The sequence below is a fragment of the Bacillus sp. AR8-1 genome (genome assembly GCF_008042345.1).
Classification (GTDB): domain Bacteria; phylum Bacillota; class Bacilli; order Bacillales; family Bacillaceae_G; genus Bacillus_A; species Bacillus_A cereus.
Genome location: NZ_QNUB01000017.1, coordinates 365,619 through 389,948 on the forward strand (window position 1 = coordinate 365,619; position 24,330 = coordinate 389,948).

A 24,330-nucleotide genomic window follows, 5' to 3' on the forward strand; every position below is an offset into this window, starting at 1 on the left:
TAAAAATCAGTGAAATTAAGAGGGTGTGAACGTGCCACAGTTTTTCTTAAACAAAAGATTAATTGTTTTGTTGGTTAGTATTATTCTTCTCGTGGCATTGATTGGAATCTCATTGAAAGAACGGAACAGTTTAACATGGCCAGAGCAGTTTGTTAAAGACACTGTCGGTGTTGTAGAACGTGTATTCCAAAAGCCAGCGAAATACGTAGCTGGATTCTTCGAAAATGTAGAGGATGTAAAGCGCACGTATGAAGAGAATAAAGAATTAAAAGCAAAATTAGATAATTATGCAGGTCTATCAGGGAAAGTAAAACAACTAGAAGATGATAACAAGAAGCTACAAGAGCTAACTGGTAAAAAAGAGTTAAATAGCGGGTATACTGAAATTCCAGCTACTGTTGTTTCTCGTAATCCAGATAAATGGTACGATTTAATTGGAATTGATAAAGGGGCACAGCAAGGAATTAAAAAAGATATGGCTGTAGTAACTTCACAAGGGTTAGTTGGAAGAGTGAAAAGTGTATCTCAGTTTACATCATCAGTAGAATTACTAAGTTCTATGAGCCGAACAAATCGCGTTTCTGCTATTGTACAAGGGCAAGAGAAAATCTTTGGTTTGATTGAAGGTTATGACAAAGAAAAACAATTACTTCTTTTCACAAAGATTGGCTCTGATGCACCGGTAGAAAAAGATCAACTAGTTGTAACATCTGGACTTGGTGATATTTTCCCGAAAGGTCTTGTAATTGGAAAAATCGTTGATGTTCAGCCGGATGCATATGGCTTAACAAAAACAGCTTATGTAAAACCTGCCGCTGATTTAAATGACGTAGAGCATATTACGGTTGCTAAACGTGCAACACCTTCAGCGCCATTAGAATAGGAGGAGAAGAAGAGATGATGAAGATATTAAAAAGAGCAGCTCTTCCTCTTTTGCTCCTTTTTGTGTTTCTATTTGAAAATATGTTTGCTACTGTTGTTCCAACGGATGTGTTTTGGAAAGACAGTATAGCAGCACCGCATTTCTTTATAATCGTCTTATGTTTTATTACAGTGTATTATAGTCCGGTCCAAGGGATTTATTACGGACTATTATTTGGCTTCTTATTTGATACCGTATACACAGAACTTGTCGGGATATATATTTTTGCTTATCCGATTTTAGCTTATTTAGTTTATAGTGTGATGAAAGTATTACAATTGAATTTATTTATTGTTGTTTCTATCATATTAGCTAGCATTGTAGCACTAGAGTATTATGTGTATGGATTCTTAACTTTGTTAGGACGTACTCATATGCCAGCGCATGTCTTTTTCACAGATCGTCTCCTTTCTACTTTATTGTTAAATGCTATTTTCTTATTGATAGTTTGTTTCCCACTGAGACGATATATAGTGCGTCTTTCAAAAGCGATGGAAGAAAAAGAAAAAAGGATTTTCTAATTTTATGTCGAATTGAATCGGTGGGGTGAACTTTAGTGGAAGAAAAAAAGCAACAAAATGTAACGATAAAAGGGACAAAAGATGGGATAACGCTTCATTTAGATGATTGTTGTTCATTCTCAGAATTATTGATGGAATTAGACGAAAAACTTTCTACACATTACTACGATGGTGATGGGCGCTCTTTAATTGAAGTGCATGTGAAAGTAGGAAATCGTTATTTAACAGAAGTCCAACAAGAAGAGATTCGTACGTTAATTCGTAATAAAAAGAATCTTGTTGTGGATTCAATTGAAAGTGATGTTATCACTAAAGCAGAAGCAATAGCTTGGAAAGAAGAAACAGAAATTGTCCCTATTTCCAAAATTGTTCGCTCTGGACAAGTTTTACATGTAAAAGGAAATTTGTTGTTAATTGGAGATGTTAATCCAGGCGGAACGGTTATCGCTGGGGGGAATATTTTTGTCGTAGGATCATTAAGAGGAATTGCACATGCTGGGTATTATGGGGATTCAGATGCTGTAATCGCTGCATCTGTTATGAACCCGATGCAACTTCGAATTAGTGATGTGGCAATGCGGGCTCCGGAAGAGAAAGAAGACGGAGCGGAGGCGGCAGAATGTGCGTATATTAATGAGAACAATCACATTGTTGTCGATCGCCTGCAACTTCTCACTCATCTTAGACCTAATTTAACAAAGTTAGAAAGGGGAATTGTATAGCTGTGGGAGAGGCAATAGTAATTACATCTGGAAAAGGCGGAGTAGGTAAAACTACTACATCTGCGAACATTGGTACGGCCCTAGCGTTATCTGGAAAGAAAGTGTGCTTAATTGACACAGATATCGGTCTTCGAAATTTAGACGTAGTAATGGGGCTGGAAAATCGTATTGTATTTGATCTTGTTGATGTCGTTGAAGGGCGTTGCCGTTTACCTCAGGCTCTTATTAAAGACAAACGTTTTGATGATCTTTATTTATTACCTGCAGCACAAACGAGTGATAAATCAGCGGTAACACCTGAACAAATGGATGAATTAATACAAGTATTACGTCAAGATTATGATTACATATTAATCGATTGTCCTGCGGGGATTGAGCAGGGATTTAAAAATGCGGTAGCTGGTGCGGATAAAGCAATCGTTGTTACGACTCCAGAAGTATCCTCAATGCGCGATGCGGATCGTATTATTGGGCTTTTAGAAAAAGAGGATATTGAACCACCGAAACTTGTTATTAACCGTGTACGTAGTCATATGCTTCATGAACAGGATATGTTAGATGTTGATGAAATTGTACGTACATTGTCAATTGAGCTTCTTGGTGTTGTCGAAGATGACGATGAAGTTATTCGAGCTACAAATACAGGTGAACCTGTGGCGTTGCAACCAAGCGGAAAAGCAGCGTTGGCTTATCGTAATATTGCAAGACGCTTGTTAGGTGAGAATGTACCATTACAAGCATTTGAACAAGAAAAGGTATCGGTATTTGCAAAGGTGAAAAACTTCTTTGGAATCCGTTAAGAGCACTTCGCACATATGCGAGGTGCTTTCTTTTTTCTTCACACGAATATCTTTCTTTCTTAGCTCATACATATGTACAAACTGTATACAACTGTTTCTATTGAAATTAGCTTAACGAAAGAAAGGAGACAGTATGAAGAATAGACGCGTAGAAGAAATTAAAAAGCGGATTGCAAAAAGGAAGGCCGAGCAAGAAAGGATGGAGGAAGAACAGTATTTTACCGGAGGGAATTTTGATAGCGAAACAGTAGTTATTGAAGATGGAGAAAAGGAAATGCATCCTTTATTTCGAAAGGAAGTCTTTTTCTTCAAAGTTTTATTATCGGCAATATTAGTTCTTTCGGTTGCTATTTTATATAAGAATGCTCCTTCATCATTCAATGGAGCTAAAGCTGTTACAGAAAAAGTGATGAAAGAGGAATTTCAGTTTGCTACTGTAGCGAAATGGTACGAAAAGCAATTTGGAAAACCGCTCGTATTCTATTCGCCAAACGAGAAAAAAGAAGGAAGTATTCAGCAAAAAGATTATGCAATTCCCGCTTCTGGAAAGGTAATGCAAGGGTTTCAAAAAAATGGCCAAGGTGTATTTGTCCAAACAGCTACAAATGCAACGGTTGAGTCAGTGAATGAAGGATTAGTTGTTTTTGCGGGTAAGAAAGAGGAACTTGGAAATACAGTTCAAATTCAACATGCAGATGGTACGGAGTCATGGTATGCAAACTTAAACGATATGTCAGTGAAATTATATGATTACGTTTCAAAGAAACAAAAAATTGGAACGGTGAGTAATGATACAAATGATAAAAATGGAAAGTTTTATTTCGCGATAAAAAAGAATGAAAAATTTATTGATCCGATCCAGGTGATATCATTTGATTAAATATAGAGACGTTTTGACGAAAATTTCCGTGCATCCATTATTTTGGGTTATTATTGTCATTGGTATTTTTACTGCACGTTTTAAAGAGTTACTACTGTTATTTTGTATCGTTCTTATTCATGAACTTGGGCATGCTATTGCAGCAGCACACTATAATTGGCGTATAAAAAGAATTCAGCTTTTGCCGTTTGGTGGCGTGGCCGAGCTTGAGGAACATGGTAATAAGTCATTGAAAGAGGAACTTGTTGTCGTAATTGCAGGGCCGATTCAACATGTTTGGATGATGCTGGTAGGTTATATGTTGTTTGAAGCCGGTTGGTTGAATGCAGATTTATATTATTTCTTTATGTGGAATAATATAATTATTTTAGCGTTTAATTTACTCCCTATTTGGCCGTTAGATGGCGGGAAAGTATTGTTTAATATACTATCATATCGTTTTCCTTATTTACAAGCACATGAAAAGATGATGAAATTGTCATGTGTTTTTTTTGGTGTAATATTAGGATGGCAGTTGCTCTGGAATAGTAACAATATTATGATGTGGGTACTACTCATATTTTTGGCAGTGTCGTTATATCAAGAGTGGAAACAAAGACGGTATGCATTTATGCGTTTTTTATTAGAACGTTATTATGGAAATAAAAGAGGGATTGAAAAGATTGCACCTATTGAAGTGCAATCAGAAGATCATTTATATAAGATATTCACAAAATTTCGTAGAGGATATAAGCATTCTATTATCGTCCGTGGAAAATATAAAGAGCATTACACATTGGATGAAAATGAATTGCTCTATGCATATTTTACTGAAAAACGAACAACCTCATCAGTTGAAGAATTAATCGGTTAGTGTTGACGATAGCACTAACCTTTTATTATTGTAAAAGCAAAGAAGATTATAAAGTGAGGAAATAATTTTGAAAACGTTATATGTGAATTACGCTGGTTCGGAAAAGCGCGTTGCAATTGAAGAGAAGAAAAAGATTGTTGAGTTTTTATGGAAACGTAATGAAGAGCAAGAGATTGTTGGGCATATTTATGTTGGACGTATCGTAAGAACAATTGCTGGAATGAACGCAGCTTTTGTAAATATAGGTTTAGAAAAACATGCGTATCTTTCATACGATGATGTACCACCTTCTTATCGTATACATGAAGGGCAAGCGATACTCGTACAGGTTGTGAAAGAGGCAATTGATACGAAAGGGCCTAAATTGACAGCGAATATAGAATTTACCGGGAAATATGTCGTTTATATGCCGTTTGATGAGATGCGAGCTGTTTCTCGGAAAATAAAAAATAATAAAAGAAGACAACAGTTACTTGAAATTGAAGTAGAAGGAACGGGAGGTTACATTTTCCGCTCTGCTTCTGAAAAAGGGGAAATTGAAGAAATACAAGCTGAAATGCAAGGGTTACAACAGTTGTATGAAGAGTTAAAAAGAAAAGAGGATCAAGGAAAGGCGCCGTTATTACTTCATCGACCGGCGACCTTTTTAGATCGTGTATTTCAAGAGAATCCAATTGAAACAATTGAAAAAGTAGTTGTAGATACAAGAAGTATAGTAAAAGAGTTAGAAGACAAAGTTGGAAAAGAAAAAGTATCTTTTTATAATGAAAAGTCTTCGATGTTTAACCATTTTGGAATAGAGCGTGAAATTGAGAAAGCACTCCAAAAAATTGTGTGGCTTCCAAATGGTGCTTATTTAATTGTAGAGCAAATGGAGACGATGACTGTAATTGATGTGAATACGGGCAAGTTTACTGGAAAACAAAATTTACAAGATACAGTACTTCGCACAAATGAGATGGCAGCTGAAGAAATTGCACGCCAATTAAGACTTCGTGATATTGGTGGTATGATATTAATTGATTTTATTAATATGAAAAAAAGAGAAGATAAAGAAAAGGTAAGAGAATGTCTCATAGCTGCTATGAAAGATGATCGTACTTATACAAGAGTACTTGGATTTACTGAGTTAGGAATTTTGGAGATGACACGAAAACGTAAAAAACATTCTTTACGTGACGTATTACTAGAAGAGTGTGTATCTTGCAAAGCGACGGGTTATGTAATGTCGTATGAAACAATTGCGTATGAGCTAGAGAGAGAATTAATCACATATGGCAACATAGAGGATGAGGCAGTATTAATCGCTGCGCCTAAAGAACTGCAAAAACAATTTTTGCAAAAAGAATTACAAAAAAATATTCCATTTGAAATGTATTTCAAAGATGATATTATCGAAAAGTACGCTATTATCCGTTTTGGAAGTAAAAAAGAAATTGTAGAACGGAAAAAATAGTTAGTAGAAGATTCATTGACAATACTCAATGAATTATGGTAACATCTTTATGTTATAGTTTATAGCACCTAAACGGCTATATGCTACAACCGCACAAGACAGGTTCCCTAAAGGCATTTATGTCTACCTCGTTTTTGGCGAGTCTTAGTAATTAAGAGGAGGTGCAAGTATGTACGCAATTATCGAAACAGGTGGAAAACAAATTAAAGTTGAAGCTGGTCAAGCAATCTACATTGAAAAATTAGATGTTGAAGCTGGTGAAACTGTTACTTTTGACAAAGTTCTTTTCGTTGGTGGCGAAAACGTTAAAGTTGGTAGCCCAGTTGTAGAAGGTGCAACAGTTACTGCGAAAGTTGAAAAACAAGGTCGCGCTAAGAAAATCATCGTTTTCAAATACAAAGCGAAAAAGAACAATCGTAAGAAACAAGGTCATCGTCAACCTTACACTAAGCTAGTTGTTGAAGCTATCAACGCTTAATTCTGGTTAACATGATTAAAATTACGATAAGTCGCACGAAATTAGGAAGTATCCAATCATTTAAAATGACTGGACATGCCGATTATGCGCCACATGGACAAGACCTTGTCTGTGCTGGAACTACAGCGGTTGTGTTTGGTTCTATAAATGCAGTGGAAGAACTTTGTAATGTGCAGGCAACTATTGAACTCGGAAGTGATGGCGGATTCTTAACGTATGAATTGCCTAATGATTTAGACGTTCATGCAGCAGAAAAAGCACAGATACTTTTAGAAGGATTGGTTGTTTCGCTTAAGACGATCGAACTTGATTACGGAAAGTATATCCGTTTAATAGAAAAAGTGCAGGAGGTGTAACGTATGTTAAGATTAGATCTTCAGTTTTTCGCATCTAAGAAAGGTGTAGGTAGTACAAAGAACGGTCGTGACTCTCAGTCAAAACGTCTTGGTGCTAAACGCGCAGATGGTCAAACGGTTTCAGGTGGTTCAATTCTTTACCGTCAACGCGGTACAAAAATTTATCCAGGTGTTAACGTTGGTCGTGGTGGCGATGACACTTTATACGCGAAAGTTGACGGCGTAGTACGCTTTGAGCGTCTTGGCCGTGACCGCAAACAAGTGAGCGTATATCCTGTTGCTCAAGAAGCATAAGAACTCACGGAAAACTCTAACCTGAGTGCAGGTTAGAGTTTTTCTATATTAAGGGGTATCTAAATGAATGAAAAATGGACAATTATAGATGCATTGCGCCATTCAAGACATGATTGGCTCAATCGTATGCAGATGGTGAAAGGAAACCTTTCACTTGGAAAAGTGGAAGAAATTCATAGTCTCATCGATCGTTTTGTCCAAGAAGCGAGACAAGAATCCAATCTGATGGGGCTATCAATGCCTTTATTTTCAGAGTGGATTTTAACATATAATTGGAAACAGCAGCCGTGCTTATTGGAGTACGAAGTATTAGGGAAATTACATAACTTATCTCACTTAGATGAGACTGTATGTACATGGACGAATCAATTTTTCTCAATGCTTCAGCATAGTTTAGACGTATATGTTGAAAATTATGTTTGTATCACAATTGAATGTGACGCGGAGAATGCTCGTTTCTTTTTTGATTTTCGTGGTAAGCTAACGAGTGTAGAAGAACTACAAAATTGGCTTGCGACCCAAAACAATAAATGGTATTCCATTTCTTATACAGTGCGAGACGAAGAAGTCTCAGTTATATTACAACCAATTGAAAAAAGTGTGGTGAAATAATGTTTGTAGATCAGGTCAAGATATATGTAAAAGGCGGCGACGGTGGTAACGGTATGGTTGCGTATCGTCGTGAGAAGTATGTTCCTAAAGGTGGCCCAGCAGGTGGTGACGGCGGTAAAGGTGCAGATGTTGTTTTCGTAGTTGAGGAAGGCTTACGTACATTAATGGACTTCCGCTACCAACGTCATTTCAAAGCTGATCGCGGTCAGCACGGAATGAGTAAAGGTCAGCACGGGCGTAAATCTGAAGATTTACTTGTAAAGGTTCCGCCAGGAACAGTAGTAAAAGATGAAAAAACTGGTCAAATTCTTGCCGATTTAGTAACGCATGGACAAACTGCTGTAATTGCAAAAGGTGGCCGTGGTGGCCGTGGTAACTCACGTTTTGCAACAGCTACGAACCCAGCGCCAGAAATCGCTGAGAACGGGGAACCAGGTCAAGAGCGTGATGTCATTCTAGAACTTAAAGTACTAGCAGACGTTGGACTTGTTGGATTCCCAAGTGTAGGTAAATCTACATTATTATCTGTTGTATCATCAGCGCGTCCGAAAATTGCAGAGTATCACTTCACAACAATCGTTCCGAATCTTGGTGTTGTTGAAACTGGTGATAACCGCAGCTTCGTTATGGCTGACCTTCCAGGACTAATTGAAGGCGCACATGCTGGCGTCGGACTTGGACACCAATTCTTACGTCATATTGAGCGTACACGTGTAATCGTGCATGTTATTGATATGTCTGGTTTAGAAGGCCGTGAGCCATATGAAGATTACGTAACGATTAATAATGAATTGAAAGAATACAATCTTCGCTTAACTGAGCGTCCACAAGTTGTTGTTGCAAACAAAATGGATATGCCAGATGCAGAAGAAAACTTACAAGCATTTAAAGAGAAAGTGGGAGACGAAGTAAAAATCTTCCCAATCTCAGCTGTAACAAGACAAGGTGTTCGTGACTTACTGTTTGAAGTAGCAAACTTAATAGAAACAACACCAGAATTCCCAATACATGAAGTTGCGGATGAGTCTGATACAAGTGTAATGTACAAATTTGATACTGAAGGTGTTAAATTTGAAATTACACGTGAAAGTGATGGCACGTTTGTTATCTCTGGTTACGATATCGAGAAAACATTCAAGATGACAGACTTCTCACGTGATGAATCTATACGTCGTTTCGCTCGTCAAATGCGCGGAATGGGTATTGATGAAGCGCTTCGTGCACGTGGTGCAAAAGACGGAGATATTGTGAAAATTCTTGAATATGAATTTGAATTTATCGATTAAGACTGCCGAAATACGGCAGTCTTTTTTTTATATCGTAAAAATCGGATTTATATAGGAAAAAATCCCCACTAATTAAATTTTCAATTTATAATGGAAAAAGGAGTAAATGTAGAAGAATTCTTTTATGGGGAGAAAAAGAACATGTATAAAATATTAATTGTAGAAGACGATGAGAAAATTGCGGGAATATTAGAGGAGCATTTAGAAAGGTATGGCTATCAATCATTTAGAGCAAGTGATTTACGTCATATAAAAGATGAGTTTGTAAAAATAAATCCTCATCTTGTGTTACTTGATATTAATTTACCGTACTTTGACGGTTTTTATTGGTGTCGTCAAATTCGTACTGTATCGAATGCGCCGATTATTTTTGTTTCTGCAAGAACAGGGGAAATGGATCAAGTAATGGCGATTGAAAATGGCGGCGATGATTATATTACGAAGCCATTCCATTTAGATATCGTAATGGCAAAGGTGAAGAGTGCGCTTCGCCGTGGCTATGGAGAGTATGCCTCTGCTGCTGAGAGTGATTGTTTAGGTGTAAATGGACTGTTGTTATTCCCGTCCCAGCATATCGTTGAGTGGCAGGGACAACAAACTGAACTGACAAAAAATGAGTTTTACTTATTAGAGTGTTTAATGAAACAGGCAAATCAATATGTAACGCGTGAAGAACTGTTAGAAGCTCTATGGGATGAAGTAGCATTTGTGGATGATAATACATTAACCGTAAATGTAAAACGTGTAAGGAAGAAACTAGAAGAGCTAGGCATTAAAAATGCAATTGTAACGAAACGTGGATATGGTTATGCGCTTCTTACAGAGTGGGGCGAAGGGCATGAAGGTTAAAAATTACCTCATGGACCGCTTTTCTTTAATACTTTCTTATATTGTTAGCCTTTGTTTATTTGGGCTTGTTTTGCAGTTGCAAAGTCTTTTAGAAAAGAAATCCATTGATTGGAGTACGTGGTTATATGGACTTTTATTAGGAACAGTTGTGTTTACTGTATACCTCATTTACGATTACCGAAAACGGAGTGTGTTTTTAAAGAGTATCAAAAAGTATGTTACTGGCGGAAATACATTACATGACTCTTTACTTATTGATGAATCTTATACATTAGAGCAAGAAATGGTCGTTGAATCTTTTACGTTATTAAGACAGCAATATATGAATGAAGTTCATAAACAGCATGCGAAAGAGCAACAGCAAATGATATTTATGAACCAATGGATTCACCAAATGAAAACACCAGTATCTGTTATTGAATTATTGTTGCAGAAGTTTGGCAAGGAGCATCGTGAGGCAAGAGCAACAGTTGAAAGTATTCGTGAAGAAAATAACCGTATACTAAATGGTTTAGATTTAGCGTTACATATGGCAAGGCTAGAGCAGTTTGCGAAGGATTATAAAGTAGAAGTAGTAAATGTTATAGATGTCGTGCGAGGTATTATTAATGAAAATCGAAAATCCTTCATTCAATCGTCTGTATTTCCGAAAGTGATGTTTGAAGAAGATACTTGTATGGTTGCATCTGATAGAAAATGGCTGAGTATTGCTATAGGTCAAATTGTTGTAAACGCAATCAAGTATACAAAAATTTCAGCGGCAGAGAAAAAAGAAATTCAATTTCAAATTGAAGAGAAAAATCAAAAGGTGTTATTACATATTAAGGACAATGGAATTGGTATTCCAGAGCAAGACGTAAAGCGCATATTTGATCCATTCTTTACGGGAATAAATGGACGTAAAACGAGAGAAGCGACTGGGATGGGCTTATATATTACGAAGGAAATTTGCGATAATTTACATCATGGAATATATGTTCAATCGGCTGAAGGAGAAGGAACAACATTCACGTTCCAATTTGCAAAAGATGAAGAGTATCATACATTAATGAGAAAAATGACAAAACTGTAAGATAACAAAACGTTTTGTAAGGGAAATCACTCGTTTCTTTTTCTTATTTTTCTTATAGTAAATGTAAGAAGAAAACACATAGGGGGATTAGAAATGAGTGTTCTTGAAGTAAAAGGATTAACGAAGGTGTACCAATCAAAAGGTTCAGTAGCGACGACTGCTTTAAACGATATAAATTTTAAAATAGAAGAAGGCGAATTTGTAGGGATTATGGGTCCTTCAGGAAGCGGAAAAACGACGCTTTTAAATTTATTAGCAACAATTGATAAGCAAACTTCAGGTCATGTGCTTGTAAATGGTGAAGAAATTAATCAAATGCGTGCTGCAAAATTAGCGGAGTTTCGCCGTACACATTTAGGGTTCATTTTCCAAGATTTTAACTTACTTGATACGTTATCCATTAAAGAAAACATAATTTTACCGCTTGTAATGGCGAAAAAACCTGTAAATGAAATCGATGCGAAAGTACTGGAAATTGCGAAGTTTTTAAGCATCGAAGAAATTTTAAATAAAAAAGTATACGAAGTATCAGGCGGACAACAACAACGTGCAGCAGCAGCGAGAGCAATCATTCATGAACCGACGTTAATTTTAGCAGATGAGCCAACTGGAAACTTAGATTCAAAGTCAGCGAAATCGCTAATGGGCGCTCTACAAGATTTACACGAGCAAAAGAAAGTAACGATTGCAATGGTTACGCACGATCCAGTAGCGGCTAGTTATTGTGAACGTATCCTTTTCATACGCGATGGAGAAATTTTCTCGGAAATACATAAAGGAAGAACGAAACAAGCCTTTTTCCAAGAGATTCTGGACGTACTTGCGATGCTAGGAGGAGAGTATCATGAACTTTCGCCAGCTCGCGCTTAATAACGTAAAAGGAAATTGGCGTAACTATAAAGCGTTTCTTATAAGTAGTTGTTTATCGATTGTCGTATTTTTCATGTATGCTTCTTTTATTTATCATCCAGATGTCGTAAGCGGTAATATTAGTATGAGGAAGATGATCACAAAAGGATTAGAATCGATGAATTATATTGTGGTCATCTTCTCGGCACTCTTTATTTTATATGCAAATTCAACGTTTTTACGAGCAAGAAAAAAAGAGTTTGGTCTACTAACATTAATTGGCGGAACGAAATCGCAGCTCGGCCGAATGATTATATTAGAGCAACTGATGTTAGGTAGTATTGCAATTGTAGTTGGTATTGGGGCTGGAATGCTTTGTTCAAAATTATTTTTCCAAGCGTTAAGCGTATTATTGAAAATAGATAAGACACTTCCACTCGTTTGGAATAGTAAAGCAATTCTTATTACAGCTGGTGTATACTTTATTCTATTTTTAATCCTATCATTGTTTAGTGTTTGGACAGTCGGGCGCTTGCAAATTATTGATTTATTAAGAGAAGCAAGAAAGCAAAAAGTAGAGCCGTTTGCATTTACATGGTTATGTGTAGTTGGTATAGGATGTATTATTGCTGCGTATGTACTTAGCTTCCAAGTAACGTTTCTGAATTTCCTCATCCTCTTTTTACCGGTTGTAGGACTGACAATTGGCGGAACGTATTTACTATTTACACAAGGTAGTACAGTCGTATTAAAAGCATTGCAAAAACGAAAACAATCTTTTTATACGTACCCAAATATGTTCGTCCTTAGTAACCTTATTTATAAAATGAAAGATAATGCTCGTTTTCTATTTGTAATTTCTATTATTACGGCGGTTGTATCCTCGGCAGTTGGCACGCTTTACGTATATTTTGAGGATATGAGTTATAAAACGGTAGTCAAAACTCCACATGCTATTTCATATGAGGAAAAGGGGTTAAATACGCATAACCTTATTAATGAAGAAAAGGTACAGCAGCTTGTGAAGAGACACGGGTTTGAAGATGCGCGAAAAGTAACCTACGTTAAACTACCGGCAACACAGAAAATAACGTTGTTTAATAGTGAACATGAAGTACCGATGACGATTATTTCAGAAAAAGAATATAATGCAGAAGTGCGTGAACAAAAGAGAGAGCAAGTTACAGAAGTTCATAATGCACCAGGCAGTGCAACGATGGTTATGGTCGATATGGCAAATGAACTGATGAAGATAGACCGTACGAAACCGTATGAATTTACAATTAACGGACAAAAGCAGTCTGTTCAGTTAAATAGCCCAACTTCATTTTCTGTTTTTAATGATAGTGAATATCTCGTTGTAAATGATCAAGATTTTGAGAAGTATGCAAAACTCGTACCAGATGAAGAAAAGACGAAATATTACGGTTATTATATTGAGGATTGGAAAAGTACAGAAGATCTTGTATTAGATTTGAAAAATGAAATTGCACCAGAAAAGCAAGGAGAATTGAGAAATTCAGTGTTTGCGTATAAGGATATAAGAGAAGGTGGAGCGATTACAATGTTCATCGGTTTCTTCGTGGCGGTACTATTCTTCTTCTTCGCTTGTAGTATGACATACTTTAAATGGTTTAACGATAAAGAACAAGATCGTATTCAATTTAAATCGTTAAAGAGAATCGGTATGACAGATAAAGAAATTCGCAAAATTGCGATTCGACAAATGGGAGTTATCTTCTTTATCCCAATTTTAATCGGTTCCATTCATAGTGGATTTGCTCTTCATACGTTAGGGAAAATGCTTTATATTGATTTGTGGAAATCAGGTGCGCTTGTAATTGGAGCATACATTTTAGCTTCTGCCATTTACTTTATGATCGCGCAAAGAGGATATTTAAAACACGTAAAAAGCTAGGGGAACCTCTAGCTTTTTGCCTATGTAGTAAGTTACAGGAGGACGATAGATGAACATTCGGCAACTAGCGCTGCAAAATATAAAAGGAAATTGGCGTAATTATAAAGTGTTTTTCTTAAGTAGTTGTTTTGCGATATTTGCATCTTTTGCATATATGTCTGTCATTGTACATCCGTATATGCAAGAGACGATGTGGTATCAAAACGTACGCTGGGGACTTATCATATGTAATGTTATAATTATTTCTTTTTTCGTCATATTTATTTTGTACTCTACTTCTATTTTCATAGAAGCACGTAAGAAAGAATTAGGGTTATATATGTTAATGGGAGCAACGAAGTCTAACGTAATAGGAGTAATTATGACCGAGCAAATATTAATTGGAATTTTTGCTAATATTTTCGGTATAGGGCTGGGCTTGATCTTTTTAAAGCTCTTCTTCATGGTGTTTAGTATGTTACTGGGGCTTCCGAAAGAACTCCCTGTTATATTTGACGTAAGTGCGATTGGTGTAACATTTATTACATATATGGTCGTTTTTATTCTGTTATCTTTTATAAGTGCTTTACGTATATGGAATATAAAAATCATTCGGTTATTGAAAGAATTTCGAACAGATAAAAAAGAGAAGAAAACATCAAAGTGGCTTTGTATATTCGGCTTTATTTGTTTAGGGATAGGATATGCGTTAGCGCTACAAGTGACGGTGGCTACGATAGCAATATACTTTTTCCCTGTGTCTATACTTGTCTTTTTGGGAACGTATTTTTCTTTCGCGCATGGTGCTACCCAAGTGTTAGAAATGATAAAGCGAAATAAAAAGATTATGTATACATATCCATATTTATTTATAGTGAATCAATTGTCACATCGAATGAAGGAAAATGGTCGCTTTTTCTTTCTGATGTCTATGGCAACGACGTTTGTAGTTACGGCAACAGGTACGGTGTTCTTGTATTTTTCTAGCATGCAAGATATGTGGCGAACGGGAGGGGTACACTCGTTTTCGTACATAGAAAAAGGTATTTCTACTTATGAAGTCTTTGAAGAAGGTGCGGTTGAAAAATTACTGAATCAATATGGGTATGATGATTTTCAATATATGAGTTTTGTTGGAGTGTATGCATCCTTTCAGTCTAATAAAGGAGAAACAACAATAGCACCGCTTATAAAAGAAAGTGATTATAACCAAGAAGCGAGGAAACAAAAACAGAAAACATATCATCCTAAAAAAGATACAGTGACACTCGTTTATTATAATAAATACAATAATTCGAATGTATATAATCAAAAAGAGATTCAATTGCAAGTAATGAATCAACCATATCAATTCGTATTTAACGGTCAGAAAGAAGGGGTTCAATTTAACTATCACCCTTCGTACATTAATGGTCTGTTCTTCGTTATGAATGATGAAGACTTTGACAATATAGCAAATAAGGTTCCTGATTCTGAAAAGATGATATATAGAGGCTACACATTATCAAATATCGAAAAGACGAAGAAATTGAATGAAGATTTACGGAAACATATGAAACAAGATAATAATAATGCATTTCGAAGTAATATGGAGTTATATGTAAGTATGAAAGAAGGCGGCGATATTACTCTATTTGTGGGCTCGTTTATTAGTATATTATTCTTTCTTACTTCATGTAGTATCGTGTATTTTAAATGGTTCCATAATATTGCATCGGACCGAAAGCAGTATGGTGCACTCTCTAAACTTGGAATGACGAAGGAAGAAGTATGGAAAATTTCTCGTTGGCAATTATGTATGCTATTTTTTGCGCCAATTATAGTAGGGAGTATGCATAGTGCAGTTGCGTTATATACGTTTCATAATACTTTTTTTATGGATGGATCATTAAAAAAAGTAGGTTTGTTCATTCTGTTTTATATCGTAGCATGTATCATTTATTTCTTCTTCGCTCAAAGAGAATATAAGAAACATTTAGACTAGCAAATGCTAGTCTTTTTTTAATATTCGAAATTTACATAGAAGAATATTAAAAAGTATGGTATAACAGTAAGAAAACGAAAAAGAGGGGAAAAGACGATGATTCGAGTAGGATATTTAGGACCAGAAGCAACATTTACAAATATGGCGGTGAGTCGTTTTTTTCCGGAAGCAGATCATGTACCGTATCGAACGATTCCAGATTGTATAGATGCAGCTGCAAATGAAAATGTAGACTTCGCAGTCGTACCGTTAGAAAATGCAATAGAAGGTTCAGTGAATATAACGGTTGATTATCTTGTACATGAGCAGCCGCTTTCTATTGTAGGAGAAATTACAGTACCAATTCAGCAGCATTTACTTGTACATCCGCAGTATGCAGAAGTGTGGGATGAAGTATATGCGGTGCATTCTCATCCGCATGCCATTGCACAGTGCCATAAGTTTGTAAATGAAGAATTAAAAGGAGTAACTGTTCGAGATATGACATCCACAAGTGCCGCTGCGCAATATGTGAAAGAACATCCTGAAGAAAAAATTGCCGCTATTGCAAATGAAGCAGCTGCAGAAAAATACGGATTAACAATTGTAAGACGTAGTATTCATACGCATAAAAATAATCATACACGCTTCCTAGTGCTCCATAAGAAAAAGAAAGCAATACTCCCGAATAACGGAGAAAACCGCGGAGAGAAAACGACGCTTATGATAACGTTACCTGCAGATTATGCAGGTGCCCTATATCAAGTGCTATCAGCTTTCGCATGGAGAAAATTAAACTTATCAAAAATCGAATCGCGTCCGATGAAAACAGGTCTTGGAAATTACTTTTTCTTAATCGATGTCGATAAAGCATACGATGACGTATTATTGCCAGGCGTAACGATGGAACTTGAAGCACTCGGTTTTTCTGTTACTGTACTGGGGAGTTATTCTTCTTATTGGTTGTAAGATGTAGATGGAATATTTGTATTTGCCTAATCGTCCATATCATTTCATTGCCTAGTATATTTTTTGATAGATTAATAAAATCCCACCTGCAAAAGGTGGGATTCTTTATCCCGCTATTTGCCGGGCAGCCCGATTGGTGAGGGCTGATTAAAGTTTCACTTTATTTTAACTTCGCAAGACGATCTTCTAACTGACCACGCCAAATATCAGCTAGTTCTGGAACAGCAAGAATTTTTTCAATGCCATCTTTATCTTTTCTATTATGAAAATAAATTTCGTTAGAGAACAAAACAGAAACATTGCCGGGTTGACGTTCTAGTAATGTAATTTTAGAATCTTTACGTACAGTACCTTCTTGAAGAACACGGCATAGGTAGCCAGTAAATCCAGTTGCTACAATGCGCGGCAAAATGCCAGGGATGCCAAGACGTTTTGAAATTGTGCTACAAGGTACGCGAGCTTGCGTTACTTGAATGATTGCTTCGCCTAGTTGATATGTATCTCCGATGCATACGTCATGCTCTAACATATTTGTTACGGTAATGTTTTCACCAAATGTGGAAGCGGGAAGCGTAGTTTGAAATTCCTCTTCCCATAGTGCGTAATGCTCGTGTGGGTACACACAAACGGCACGATCAGGTCCCCCGTGATGTTTTAAATCCGCTACGTCATCACCACGAAATCCGTCTTTTGAGAGAAAGGCCTCTTCTGTAGGATCTTTACATATACCTGTTATCATTTCTTTATCTTCGCCATATTTCATTTGTTTCGGTTTGCCAATGCTAAAGTGAACGAGTTCAATTCCCATATTTGATCTCCTTTACGATTGATTACAATATTATAGCATTAAAAAAGCACAGAGAATGATAAAAACTCTGTGCTTTACATTAATAAACGAGAAATCCTGCTTTATCCAGTGCCTCACAAGCAGCATCTAATTTTTCTTTAGAATCTGCCTCGATTGTATGTAGGTGAATACCATCTGTTAGTTGTGAAAGATAGGAAGCATTTGTGTTTTCGATTTTTTGTAAATATTGCTCTACATCAAAGCGATTGCTTACCATAATGGATGCTGTTAAGTCACCGTATACAGGATGCTCAACTTTTACGTCTTTAATCGTAACGCCATGGTCAACAAGCATTGTAAGTTCCTGACGTACTTCTGCTGGTTTATGTTGGCATACAATTACGCGTTCGAAAGTTTGTTGCTTCTCTTGTGGCTTTAAATATAAATAACCTTGAGCAGTCGCAATAATTGGTTCGTTTCGTGCTTTAAGCAAGGAAATATCTTGCACGATAACTTGTCTACTTACGTTCGTCTTTTTCGATAGTTCATTCCCAGATAACGGTTCATTTGCAGCAAGAAGCCACTGGAGGATAAGCTGTCGTCTTTCTTCACCTAAAATCTTTTTTTGTTCATTTTGTTTCATTATGATTTAACACCTCTATAAAATTGATTTCCAATTGTGTGTAGTGCATGAATAGTAGTATCAATTTGATCTTTCGTTGTTTGTTGTCCGAAAGAGAAGCGGACATATTGTTTGGCCTCTTCATACGTTTTTCCAATTGCAAGCATAGTTTTCGAAGGCTCTTGTTTACCGACTTGGCAAGCACTTCCGGTGGAAATGGCAATACCATGACGATTACATTCTAGCATAGTATATTGACCTTCTATTCCTTTTATTGTAACCCCAACAATATGTGGTAAACAAGAAGTAGAATGGCCTTCTACTTCAATTTCTAGCGGAAGTGTTTGTATTTGCTCTAAAAAGTAGGATCGTAACTCTTTAAAACGTAAACTTTCTTCCCATTGAGTTTTTAATATATTTTCAGCAGCTGTTAAAAAAGATGCGATGCCGGGAACATTTACTGTACCTGGGCGAAATCCTTTTTCGTGAGAAGTTCCTGGAAATACTTGTTCCCAGCGAGATTGCGGATTTATGTAGCAAGCGCCGACACCTTTTGGTCCGTATATTTTATGTGCTGAAACAGAAAGACTATCAATCCCCATCTCAAAAACATGGATAGGCAGTTTACCAAACGTTTGCACACAATCCGTATGAAATAAAACATTATATTTTTTTAAAAGTGGCCCGATTTTTGTAATGTTTTGAACGGTTCCGATTTCAGAGTTTCCATGCTGTATACTTGCTAGCACAGTATCTTCTGTAATAGCTGCCTCTAAATCTACTAAACAAATGAGTCCGCTTTTATCAACAGGAATTTCAGTGATCGTATAACCTTTTGATTTTAGAGATTGAAAATAACTTCGAATGGATGCATGTTCCATAGGTGTCGTAATAATATGCTTCTTATTTCGGGCATTTAGAAGTGATTGAATCGCAAGATAGTTCGATTCCGATCCACCGCTTGTGAAAAATACGCCTTGTTCTTTGCCTCCAATCATTTCCGCAAATGTTTTTCGGCAAACTTGTAATAAAGAAGAAGCCGTTCCTCCAATATCATGTAAACTTTGTTCATTTCCGAAGTATTGCGAAGCTGCTTTCATATATGTTTGTAACGCTTCCTCGCTCATAGGTGTAGTAGCTGCATAGTCAAGATATATCATCATGTAAGTTCCTCTCTCTAGTAAGAGTTACATTTCTTTTACTTTTTAAATGGTAGTGAAAATAAGAATTATAAAAAAACTCTTGTCATTATTTTAAAACTATGTAAATATAGGTGTCAAGACAGTTGAAAAGTGTAAAGTAGGAGGCAACAATTATGCCAAGTGCAGATGTCTTAATTATTGGAAGTGGCGTTGCGGCACTTCGTGTTGCAAAAGAGATTTGTCACGAAAAGAATGTGATTATTATCACAAAGGAGACGAAACGTAGTAATAATACACATTTAGCTCAAGGTGGAATTGCCGCAGCGGTAGCTACATATGACAATCCTAATGATCATTTTGAAGATACGTTAGTAGCAGGGTGTCATTATAACAATGAAGAAGTGGTCCGTTATTTAGTCGAGGAAGGACCGAAAGAAATTAATAACCTTATTGAAAGAGGAATGAAATTTGATGGAGATGAAACAGGTCCTCATCTTGGAAAAGAAGGAGCGCATCGAAAACGTCGTATTTTACATGCAGGTGGCGATGCAACAGGAAAGAATTTATTAGAGCATCTTATTCAAGAAGTAGCTCCATACGTTACGGTAGTGGAACAGGAAATGGTGCTTGATTTTATTATAGAAAAAGATAAATGTGTTGGGGCTTTAACTCGCAACAATAAAGGAGAACTGAAACGTTACAATGCAGATTATACGGTGTTAGCTTCAGGCGGTATTGGCGGTTTATACGCCTTTACTTCTAATGATGAGACAATTACAGGTGATGGACTTGCAATGGTGTACCGTGCAGGCGGAGAGCTTGTAGATTTAGAGTTTATACAATTTCATCCGACGATGTTATACGCGGGTGGGCGTTGTTCCGGCCTCGTGTCCGAAGCCGTTCGCGGAGAAGGAGCTGTCCTTATAAATGGCAAAGGGCAGCGTTTTATGATGGATATACATTCCGAACAGGATTTAGCGCCTCGTGATGTAGTCGCAAGGGCTATTCATGAACAGCTACTTGCGGGTGAAAGAGTGTACTTAAACATCGAAATGATTCAAAACTTTGAACAACGCTTTCCGACCGTGTCATCGATATGTAAAACGAATGGAGTCGATATAAATAAAAACCTTATTCCAGTCGTGCCCGGTACTCATTTTCACATGGGTGGCGTGAAAACGAACTCTGATGGAGAGACGTCTATTCCGAACCTATACGCAGTCGGGGAAGTAGCTTGTAATGGGGTTCATGGTGCAAATAGATTAGCGAGTAATTCATTATTAGAAGGTCTTGTGTTTGGAGGAAGAATCGGAAGGCACATTTTATCTAGAGAGACAAAAGAAAATGTGAACATGCTAGCCGACAAAGAAGCAAAGTTTATCGTTCTGAATCATTTACCGACGAAAGAAGAAATACAAAAATGTATGATGAAATATGTTGGGATTGTGCGAACAGAGCAAAGTTTATTTTATGCGAAGAGATGGCTTAGTAAGTACGGTGTTCGGAATATGATATTACAACATGATGTTCTTACGAATGAAGAGATAACGCTTATTAATATGTTAACAGTTTGTGAGCTTATAGTTGTTTCAGCCCTGCAAAGAGAAGAAAGTATTGGCGGGCATTACCGAAGTGATTATCCAGATAGAAATATAGGAAAGAAAGAGATTGTTCGAGTAAAGAGAAAACTACAACTTGTGTGATGAGGGGAAGAGGGGCTTTATGAACACGATAAAAGTTAAAGAAGCATTAAATCGATTTTTTTTAGAAGATATAGGAGAAAGAGATGTAACATCTCAGCTTATTTTTCCAGATAACTTACTTTCGAAAGGAACGTTTCTTGCGAAGGATACAGGGGTCTTTGCAGGACGTTTAGTAATTGAATTAGGATTTAAATTAATTGATGAGAGAATTGAAGTAGAGCTTCATAAAAAAGATGGGGATCTTGTAGAAAAAGGCGAAATCATTGCAACTGTGCAAGGGCCAATTGCATCGTTATTAACAGCAGAGCGCGTTATATTAAACGTTATTCAGCGTATGAGCGGAATAGCGACGATGACGCGTAAAGCGGTTCTTGCTTTAGATAGTAGCCATACTCGCATTTGTGATACGCGAAAAACGATGCCAGGACTACGTATGTTTGATAAGTATGCAGTCGTGTGTGGTGGTGGATTTAATCATCGCTTCGGTTTATATGATGGTGTCATGATTAAAGACAATCATATTGTGTTTGCTGGTTCTATTACAAAAGCTGTTACATCAGTGAAAGAAAAGTTAGGACATATGGTGAAAGTAGAAGTAGAAACAGAAACTGAGGAACAGGTGAGAGAGGCTGTTGCTGCTGGTGCGGATATTATTATGTTCGATAATCGTACGCCAGATGAAATCCGGGAGTTTTCAAAAATTGTACCAAGCGCTATTTTTACAGAAGCTTCAGGGGGTATCACAATTGAAGATTTATCGAAATACGGAAAAACAGGGGTAGATTATATTTCACTTGGAGCGTTAACACATTCAGTGAAAGCACTTGATATTAGTTTCAATATTGAAGGGTAAGGAAAGTGGCTTAGAGGGGGAGAAACGTATATGAGTATTTTAGAACAAGTACAGCCAATTGAAACGATGTTACCAGAGCGTTATTACACGATGTCAACGGAAGATATGGAAAAGCGTGTTCGTGAAATTAAAGAGAAAATGGGGGGAATGTTATTCATTCCAGGGCATCATTATCAAAAAGATGAAGTGGTACAATTTTCAGATGCAGCAGGGGATTCACTTCAGCTTGCGCAAGTTGCAGCGAGCAATAAAGAAGCAAAATATATTGTGTTTTGCGGGGTGCACTTTATGGCGGAAACAGCAGATATGTTAACGACAGATGATCAAGTTGTCATCTTACCAGATATGCGTGCAGGTTGTTCGATGGCGGATATGGCAGATATTGAACAAACAGAAAGAGCATGGAAAGAGCTAAAGAAATTATTTGGAGATACGATGATTCCGTTAACATATGTGAACTCTACAGCTGCAATTAAAGCGTTTTGTGGTCGTAACGGAGGAGCAACAGTAACTTCTTCTAATGCAAAGCAAATGGTATCTTGGGCGTTTACTCAAAAAGAGCGTCTCGTCTTTTTACCAGACCAACATTTAGGAAGAAATACAGCGTACGATTTAGGTATCCCGTTAGATAAAATGGCAGTATGGGATCCACACACAGATTCATTAGAGTACGATGGGGATATAGAAGAAATTCAAGTGATTTTATGGAAAGGGCATTGTTCTGTTCATCAAAATTTTACAGTGAAGAACATTGAGAGCGTACGAAAAAATCATCCTGATATGAATATTATTGTACATCCAGAATGTTGCTATGAAGTTGTAGCTGCTTCAGATTATGCAGGCTCAACGAAATATATTATTGATATGATTGAATCAGCGCCATCTGGTAGCAAATGGGCGATTGGTACAGAAATGAATTTAGTGAACCGAATTATTCAGCAACATCCAGATAAAGAAATTGTTTCACTTAATCCATTTATGTGTCCATGCTTAACGATGAACCGAATTGATTTGCCTCACTTATTATGGGTACTTGAAACGATAGAAAGAGGAGAAGAAATTAACGTTATTAGCGTAGATAAACAAGTAACGGCAGAAGCGGTTCTTGCATTAAATCGTATGTTAGAGCGTGTGTAAAGCAACGGTATTCCTGTTGCTTTTTTTCATACATATAATCATAACAAGAACAAAATGGGCATACATTGTTTTGAAGAAATCATTGTGGTTCTTTATGCTTATTCCACTTCGAATGATATTGAAAATCGAAGAAGTGATAAAAGTGAAAAGAAGTTAATGTTATTTAGAAAGAGTTACTTCATGAGATTTGTTACTTATAGATAAGTTATACAGGAGGGGGAAAATTTGAAAATTCATATCGTGCAAAAAGGGGATACCCTTTGGAAAATTGCGAAAAAGTACGGAGTGGATTTTGATACGTTGAAAAAAACAAATACACAACTTAGTAATCCAGATTTAATTATGCCAGGTATGAAAATTAAAATGCCATCCAAGAGTGTTCACATGAAACAACAGGCTGGAGCAGGTTCAGCGCCTCCAAAGCAATACGTAAAAGAAGTGCAACAAAAAGAATTTGCAGCAACACCAACTCCACTTGGAATAGAAGATGAAGAAGAAGTTACGTATCAATCAGCACCAATTACACAGCAGCCAGCTATGCAACAAACACAAAAAGAAGTGCAAGTAAAACCGCAGAAGGAAATGCAGGTAAAGCCGCAAAAAGAAGTACAGGTGAAACCGCAAAAAGAGGTGCAAAAAGAACAGCCAATTCAAAAAGAGAAACCAGTTGAAAAACCGTCTGTTATTCAAAAACCACCTGTGATAGAAAAACAAAAACCGGCGGAAAAAGAAAACACGAAGTTTTCGGTAAATGTATTGCCACAGCCGCCACAACCACCAATAAAACCGAAAAAAGAATATAAAATTTCAGATGTAATAAAAAAAGGAAGCGAGTTAATTGCTCCTCAAATTAGTAAAATGAAACCTAACAATATCATTTCTCCGCAAACGAAAAAAAATAATATAGTATCGCCGCAAGTGAAGAAAGAGAATGTAGGTAATATAATAACGCCGCAAGTGAAGAAAGAAAATGTAGGGAATATAGTGTCACCGCAAGTCAAGAAAGAAAATGTAGGAAATATAATGTCACCACAAGTGAAGAAAGAAAATGTAGGGAATATAGTGTCACCACAAGTGAAGAAAGAAAATGTAGGGAATATAGTGTCACCACAAGTGAAGAAAGAGAATATAGGGAATATAATATCGCCACAAGTGAAGAAAGAAAACGTAGGGAATATAGTGTCACCACAAGTAAAGAAAGAAAACGTAGGGAATATAGTGTCACCAAATGTATCGAAAGAAAATGTAGTTATTCCACAAGTCATACCGCCAAATATTCAAATGCCAAATATAATGCCAATCATGGA

The 24,330-nt window shown here is 36.7% G+C and carries 24 protein-coding genes, 1 pseudogene and 1 other annotated feature; of the genes and pseudogenes, 22 read left to right on the top strand and 3 right to left on the bottom strand.

From position 1 onward, the window contains the following. Positions 1 to 31: 31 nt before the first annotated feature. The 18 genes from mreC (at position 32) to pheA (ending at position 16,779) form a co-directional block, all read left to right on the top strand. On the top strand, positions 32 to 883 hold the full coding sequence (gene mreC / locus DN400_RS13135) for a rod shape-determining protein MreC (RefSeq protein ID WP_001135487.1): 852 nt from the start codon (positions 32 to 34) through the stop codon (positions 881 to 883). Between the two features lie 14 nt (positions 884 to 897). Then, the gene (gene mreD / locus DN400_RS13140) at positions 898 to 1,443 is read left to right on the top strand and encodes a rod shape-determining protein MreD (protein ID WP_000975765.1); all 546 of its coding nucleotides are present in this window, start codon (positions 898 to 900) and stop codon (positions 1,441 to 1,443) included. Positions 1,444 to 1,478: 35 nt separating this feature from the next. Then, on the top strand, positions 1,479 to 2,165 hold the full coding sequence (gene minC, locus DN400_RS13145) for a septum site-determining protein MinC (protein ID WP_000391521.1): 687 nt from the start codon (positions 1,479 to 1,481) through the stop codon (positions 2,163 to 2,165). 2 nt (positions 2,166 to 2,167) lie between these two features. Continuing rightward, entirely contained in the window at positions 2,168 to 2,965 is a 798-nt protein-coding gene (gene minD / locus DN400_RS13150; protein ID WP_000503309.1) for a septum site-determining protein MinD, read from the top strand. A 133-nt stretch (positions 2,966 to 3,098) separates the two neighbouring features. After that, positions 3,099 to 3,845, top strand: a complete 747-nt coding sequence (spoIVFA, locus tag DN400_RS13155; protein ID WP_000797475.1) for a stage IV sporulation protein SpoIVFA — start codon at positions 3,099 to 3,101, stop codon at positions 3,843 to 3,845. Then, positions 3,838 to 4,698 (top strand): stage IV sporulation intramembrane metalloprotease SpoIVFB, encoded by an 861-nt coding sequence (spoIVFB, locus tag DN400_RS13160; RefSeq protein ID WP_000599064.1) that lies wholly within the window; start codon positions 3,838 to 3,840, stop codon positions 4,696 to 4,698. The genes spoIVFA and spoIVFB overlap by 8 nt, the downstream gene beginning before the upstream one ends. A gap of 67 nt (positions 4,699 to 4,765) precedes the next feature. Beyond that, positions 4,766 to 6,154, top strand: coding sequence for an Rne/Rng family ribonuclease (locus DN400_RS13165; protein WP_065229392.1), 1,389 nt, complete (start codon positions 4,766 to 4,768; stop codon positions 6,152 to 6,154). Positions 6,155 to 6,231: 77 nt separating this feature from the next. Next, positions 6,232 to 6,309: a sequence feature (ribosomal protein L21 leader region), on the top strand. Between the two features lie 14 nt (positions 6,310 to 6,323). Beyond that, positions 6,324 to 6,632, top strand: coding sequence for a 50S ribosomal protein L21 (gene rplU, locus DN400_RS13170; protein ID WP_000270907.1), 309 nt, complete (start codon positions 6,324 to 6,326; stop codon positions 6,630 to 6,632). 11 nt (positions 6,633 to 6,643) lie between these two features. After that, positions 6,644 to 6,988 (top strand): ribosomal-processing cysteine protease Prp, encoded by a 345-nt coding sequence (locus DN400_RS13175; protein WP_002094147.1) that lies wholly within the window; start codon positions 6,644 to 6,646, stop codon positions 6,986 to 6,988. A 3-nt stretch (positions 6,989 to 6,991) separates the two neighbouring features. Continuing rightward, positions 6,992 to 7,282 (top strand): 50S ribosomal protein L27, encoded by a 291-nt coding sequence (rpmA, locus tag DN400_RS13180; RefSeq protein ID WP_000944957.1) that lies wholly within the window; start codon positions 6,992 to 6,994, stop codon positions 7,280 to 7,282. Between the two features lie 63 nt (positions 7,283 to 7,345). Next, complete coding sequence (locus DN400_RS13185; RefSeq protein ID WP_001003587.1) at positions 7,346 to 7,894, top strand: sporulation initiation phosphotransferase B; 549 nt, start codon at positions 7,346 to 7,348, stop codon at positions 7,892 to 7,894. Then, positions 7,894 to 9,180 (top strand): GTPase ObgE, encoded by a 1,287-nt coding sequence (gene obgE / locus DN400_RS13190; protein WP_000497130.1) that lies wholly within the window; start codon positions 7,894 to 7,896, stop codon positions 9,178 to 9,180. Before DN400_RS13185 ends, obgE begins: the two co-directional genes overlap by 1 nt. A gap of 141 nt (positions 9,181 to 9,321) precedes the next feature. Beyond that, complete coding sequence (locus DN400_RS13195; RefSeq protein ID WP_065229497.1) at positions 9,322 to 10,029, top strand: response regulator transcription factor; 708 nt, start codon at positions 9,322 to 9,324, stop codon at positions 10,027 to 10,029. After that, the gene (locus DN400_RS13200; protein ID WP_000865403.1) at positions 10,019 to 11,101 is read left to right on the top strand and encodes a HAMP domain-containing histidine kinase; all 1,083 of its coding nucleotides are present in this window, start codon (positions 10,019 to 10,021) and stop codon (positions 11,099 to 11,101) included. Before DN400_RS13195 ends, DN400_RS13200 begins: the two co-directional genes overlap by 11 nt. A 93-nt stretch (positions 11,102 to 11,194) precedes the next feature. Continuing rightward, positions 11,195 to 11,971: an ABC transporter ATP-binding protein gene (locus DN400_RS13205; RefSeq protein WP_000114526.1), complete on the top strand. Its 777-nt coding sequence runs from the start codon at positions 11,195 to 11,197 to the stop codon at positions 11,969 to 11,971. Continuing rightward, on the top strand, positions 11,946 to 13,868 hold the full coding sequence (locus DN400_RS13210; RefSeq protein WP_025117776.1) for an ABC transporter permease: 1,923 nt from the start codon (positions 11,946 to 11,948) through the stop codon (positions 13,866 to 13,868). The genes DN400_RS13205 and DN400_RS13210 overlap by 26 nt, the downstream gene beginning before the upstream one ends. A 49-nt stretch (positions 13,869 to 13,917) precedes the next feature. After that, entirely contained in the window at positions 13,918 to 15,831 is a 1,914-nt protein-coding gene (locus tag DN400_RS13215; RefSeq protein WP_065229390.1) for an ABC transporter permease, read from the top strand. 96 nt (positions 15,832 to 15,927) lie between these two features. Further along, entirely contained in the window at positions 15,928 to 16,779 is an 852-nt protein-coding gene (pheA, locus tag DN400_RS13220; protein ID WP_065229389.1) for a prephenate dehydratase, read from the top strand. Positions 16,780 to 16,939: 160 nt separating this feature from the next. On the opposite strand, the gene DN400_RS13225 is transcribed toward pheA, so the two are convergent. The 3 genes from DN400_RS13225 to DN400_RS13235 all read right to left on the bottom strand — a co-directional run bounded on the left by DN400_RS13225 (position 16,940) and on the right by DN400_RS13235 (position 19,351). Then, on the bottom strand, positions 16,940 to 17,587 hold the full coding sequence (locus DN400_RS13225) for an MOSC domain-containing protein (protein WP_023523107.1): 648 nt from the start codon (positions 17,585 to 17,587) through the stop codon (positions 16,940 to 16,942). A 79-nt stretch (positions 17,588 to 17,666) separates the two neighbouring features. Beyond that, complete coding sequence (locus tag DN400_RS13230; protein ID WP_000812275.1) at positions 17,667 to 18,209, bottom strand: transcription repressor NadR; 543 nt, start codon at positions 18,207 to 18,209, stop codon at positions 17,667 to 17,669. Beyond that, positions 18,209 to 19,351, bottom strand: a complete 1,143-nt coding sequence (locus DN400_RS13235) for an IscS subfamily cysteine desulfurase (RefSeq protein WP_065229388.1) — start codon at positions 19,349 to 19,351, stop codon at positions 18,209 to 18,211. Before DN400_RS13235 ends, DN400_RS13230 begins: the two co-directional genes overlap by 1 nt. A 152-nt stretch (positions 19,352 to 19,503) precedes the next feature. On the opposite strand from DN400_RS13235, the gene nadB reads away from it, so the two are divergent. From nadB to exsA, 4 genes and pseudogenes are all read left to right on the top strand, one after another. After that, positions 19,504 to 21,033: an L-aspartate oxidase gene (gene nadB, locus DN400_RS13240; RefSeq protein WP_098255612.1), complete on the top strand. Its 1,530-nt coding sequence runs from the start codon at positions 19,504 to 19,506 to the stop codon at positions 21,031 to 21,033. Positions 21,034 to 21,052: 19 nt separating this feature from the next. Continuing rightward, positions 21,053 to 21,886, top strand: a complete 834-nt coding sequence (nadC, locus tag DN400_RS13245; RefSeq protein ID WP_065229386.1) for a carboxylating nicotinate-nucleotide diphosphorylase — start codon at positions 21,053 to 21,055, stop codon at positions 21,884 to 21,886. 30 nt (positions 21,887 to 21,916) lie between these two features. Then, a complete protein-coding gene (nadA, locus tag DN400_RS13250) occupies positions 21,917 to 23,023 on the top strand; it encodes a quinolinate synthase NadA (protein ID WP_098255611.1) in 1,107 nt (368 codons plus the stop codon). 225 nt (positions 23,024 to 23,248) lie between these two features. After that, positions 23,249 to 24,330 (top strand): annotated as a pseudogene (gene exsA / locus DN400_RS13255) (spore coat assembly protein ExsA); the annotation flags it as partial.

What these genes read in the sequence shown, in the direction of transcription:
- rpmA (WP_000944957.1), top strand. Translation starts at nt 6,992, where the DNA reads ATGTTAAGATTAGATCTTCAGTTTTTCGCATCTAAGAAAGGTGTAGGT.
- obgE (WP_000497130.1), top strand. Translation starts at nt 7,894, where the DNA reads ATGTTTGTAGATCAGGTCAAGATATATGTAAAAGGCGGCGACGGTGGT.
- DN400_RS13235 (WP_065229388.1), bottom strand. Translation starts at nt 19,351, where the DNA reads ATGATGATATATCTTGACTATGCAGCTACTACACCTATGAGCGAGGAA.
- DN400_RS13175 (WP_002094147.1), top strand. Translation starts at nt 6,644, where the DNA reads ATGATTAAAATTACGATAAGTCGCACGAAATTAGGAAGTATCCAATCA.
- DN400_RS13195 (WP_065229497.1), top strand. Translation starts at nt 9,322, where the DNA reads ATGTATAAAATATTAATTGTAGAAGACGATGAGAAAATTGCGGGAATA.
- DN400_RS13210 (WP_025117776.1), top strand. Translation starts at nt 11,946, where the DNA reads ATGAACTTTCGCCAGCTCGCGCTTAATAACGTAAAAGGAAATTGGCGT.
- nadC (WP_065229386.1), top strand. Translation starts at nt 21,053, where the DNA reads ATGAACACGATAAAAGTTAAAGAAGCATTAAATCGATTTTTTTTAGAA.
- spoIVFA (WP_000797475.1), top strand. Translation starts at nt 3,099, where the DNA reads ATGAAGAATAGACGCGTAGAAGAAATTAAAAAGCGGATTGCAAAAAGG.
- DN400_RS13185 (WP_001003587.1), top strand. Translation starts at nt 7,346, where the DNA reads ATGAATGAAAAATGGACAATTATAGATGCATTGCGCCATTCAAGACAT.
- DN400_RS13205 (WP_000114526.1), top strand. Translation starts at nt 11,195, where the DNA reads ATGAGTGTTCTTGAAGTAAAAGGATTAACGAAGGTGTACCAATCAAAA.
- nadB (WP_098255612.1), top strand. Translation starts at nt 19,504, where the DNA reads ATGCCAAGTGCAGATGTCTTAATTATTGGAAGTGGCGTTGCGGCACTT.
- pheA (WP_065229389.1), top strand. Translation starts at nt 15,928, where the DNA reads ATGATTCGAGTAGGATATTTAGGACCAGAAGCAACATTTACAAATATG.
- rplU (WP_000270907.1), top strand. Translation starts at nt 6,324, where the DNA reads ATGTACGCAATTATCGAAACAGGTGGAAAACAAATTAAAGTTGAAGCT.
- mreD (WP_000975765.1), top strand. Translation starts at nt 898, where the DNA reads ATGATGAAGATATTAAAAAGAGCAGCTCTTCCTCTTTTGCTCCTTTTT.
- DN400_RS13230 (WP_000812275.1), bottom strand. Translation starts at nt 18,209, where the DNA reads ATGAAACAAAATGAACAAAAAAAGATTTTAGGTGAAGAAAGACGACAG.
- DN400_RS13225 (WP_023523107.1), bottom strand. Translation starts at nt 17,587, where the DNA reads ATGGGAATTGAACTCGTTCACTTTAGCATTGGCAAACCGAAACAAATG.
- nadA (WP_098255611.1), top strand. Translation starts at nt 21,917, where the DNA reads ATGAGTATTTTAGAACAAGTACAGCCAATTGAAACGATGTTACCAGAG.
- DN400_RS13200 (WP_000865403.1), top strand. Translation starts at nt 10,019, where the DNA reads ATGAAGGTTAAAAATTACCTCATGGACCGCTTTTCTTTAATACTTTCT.
- DN400_RS13215 (WP_065229390.1), top strand. Translation starts at nt 13,918, where the DNA reads ATGAACATTCGGCAACTAGCGCTGCAAAATATAAAAGGAAATTGGCGT.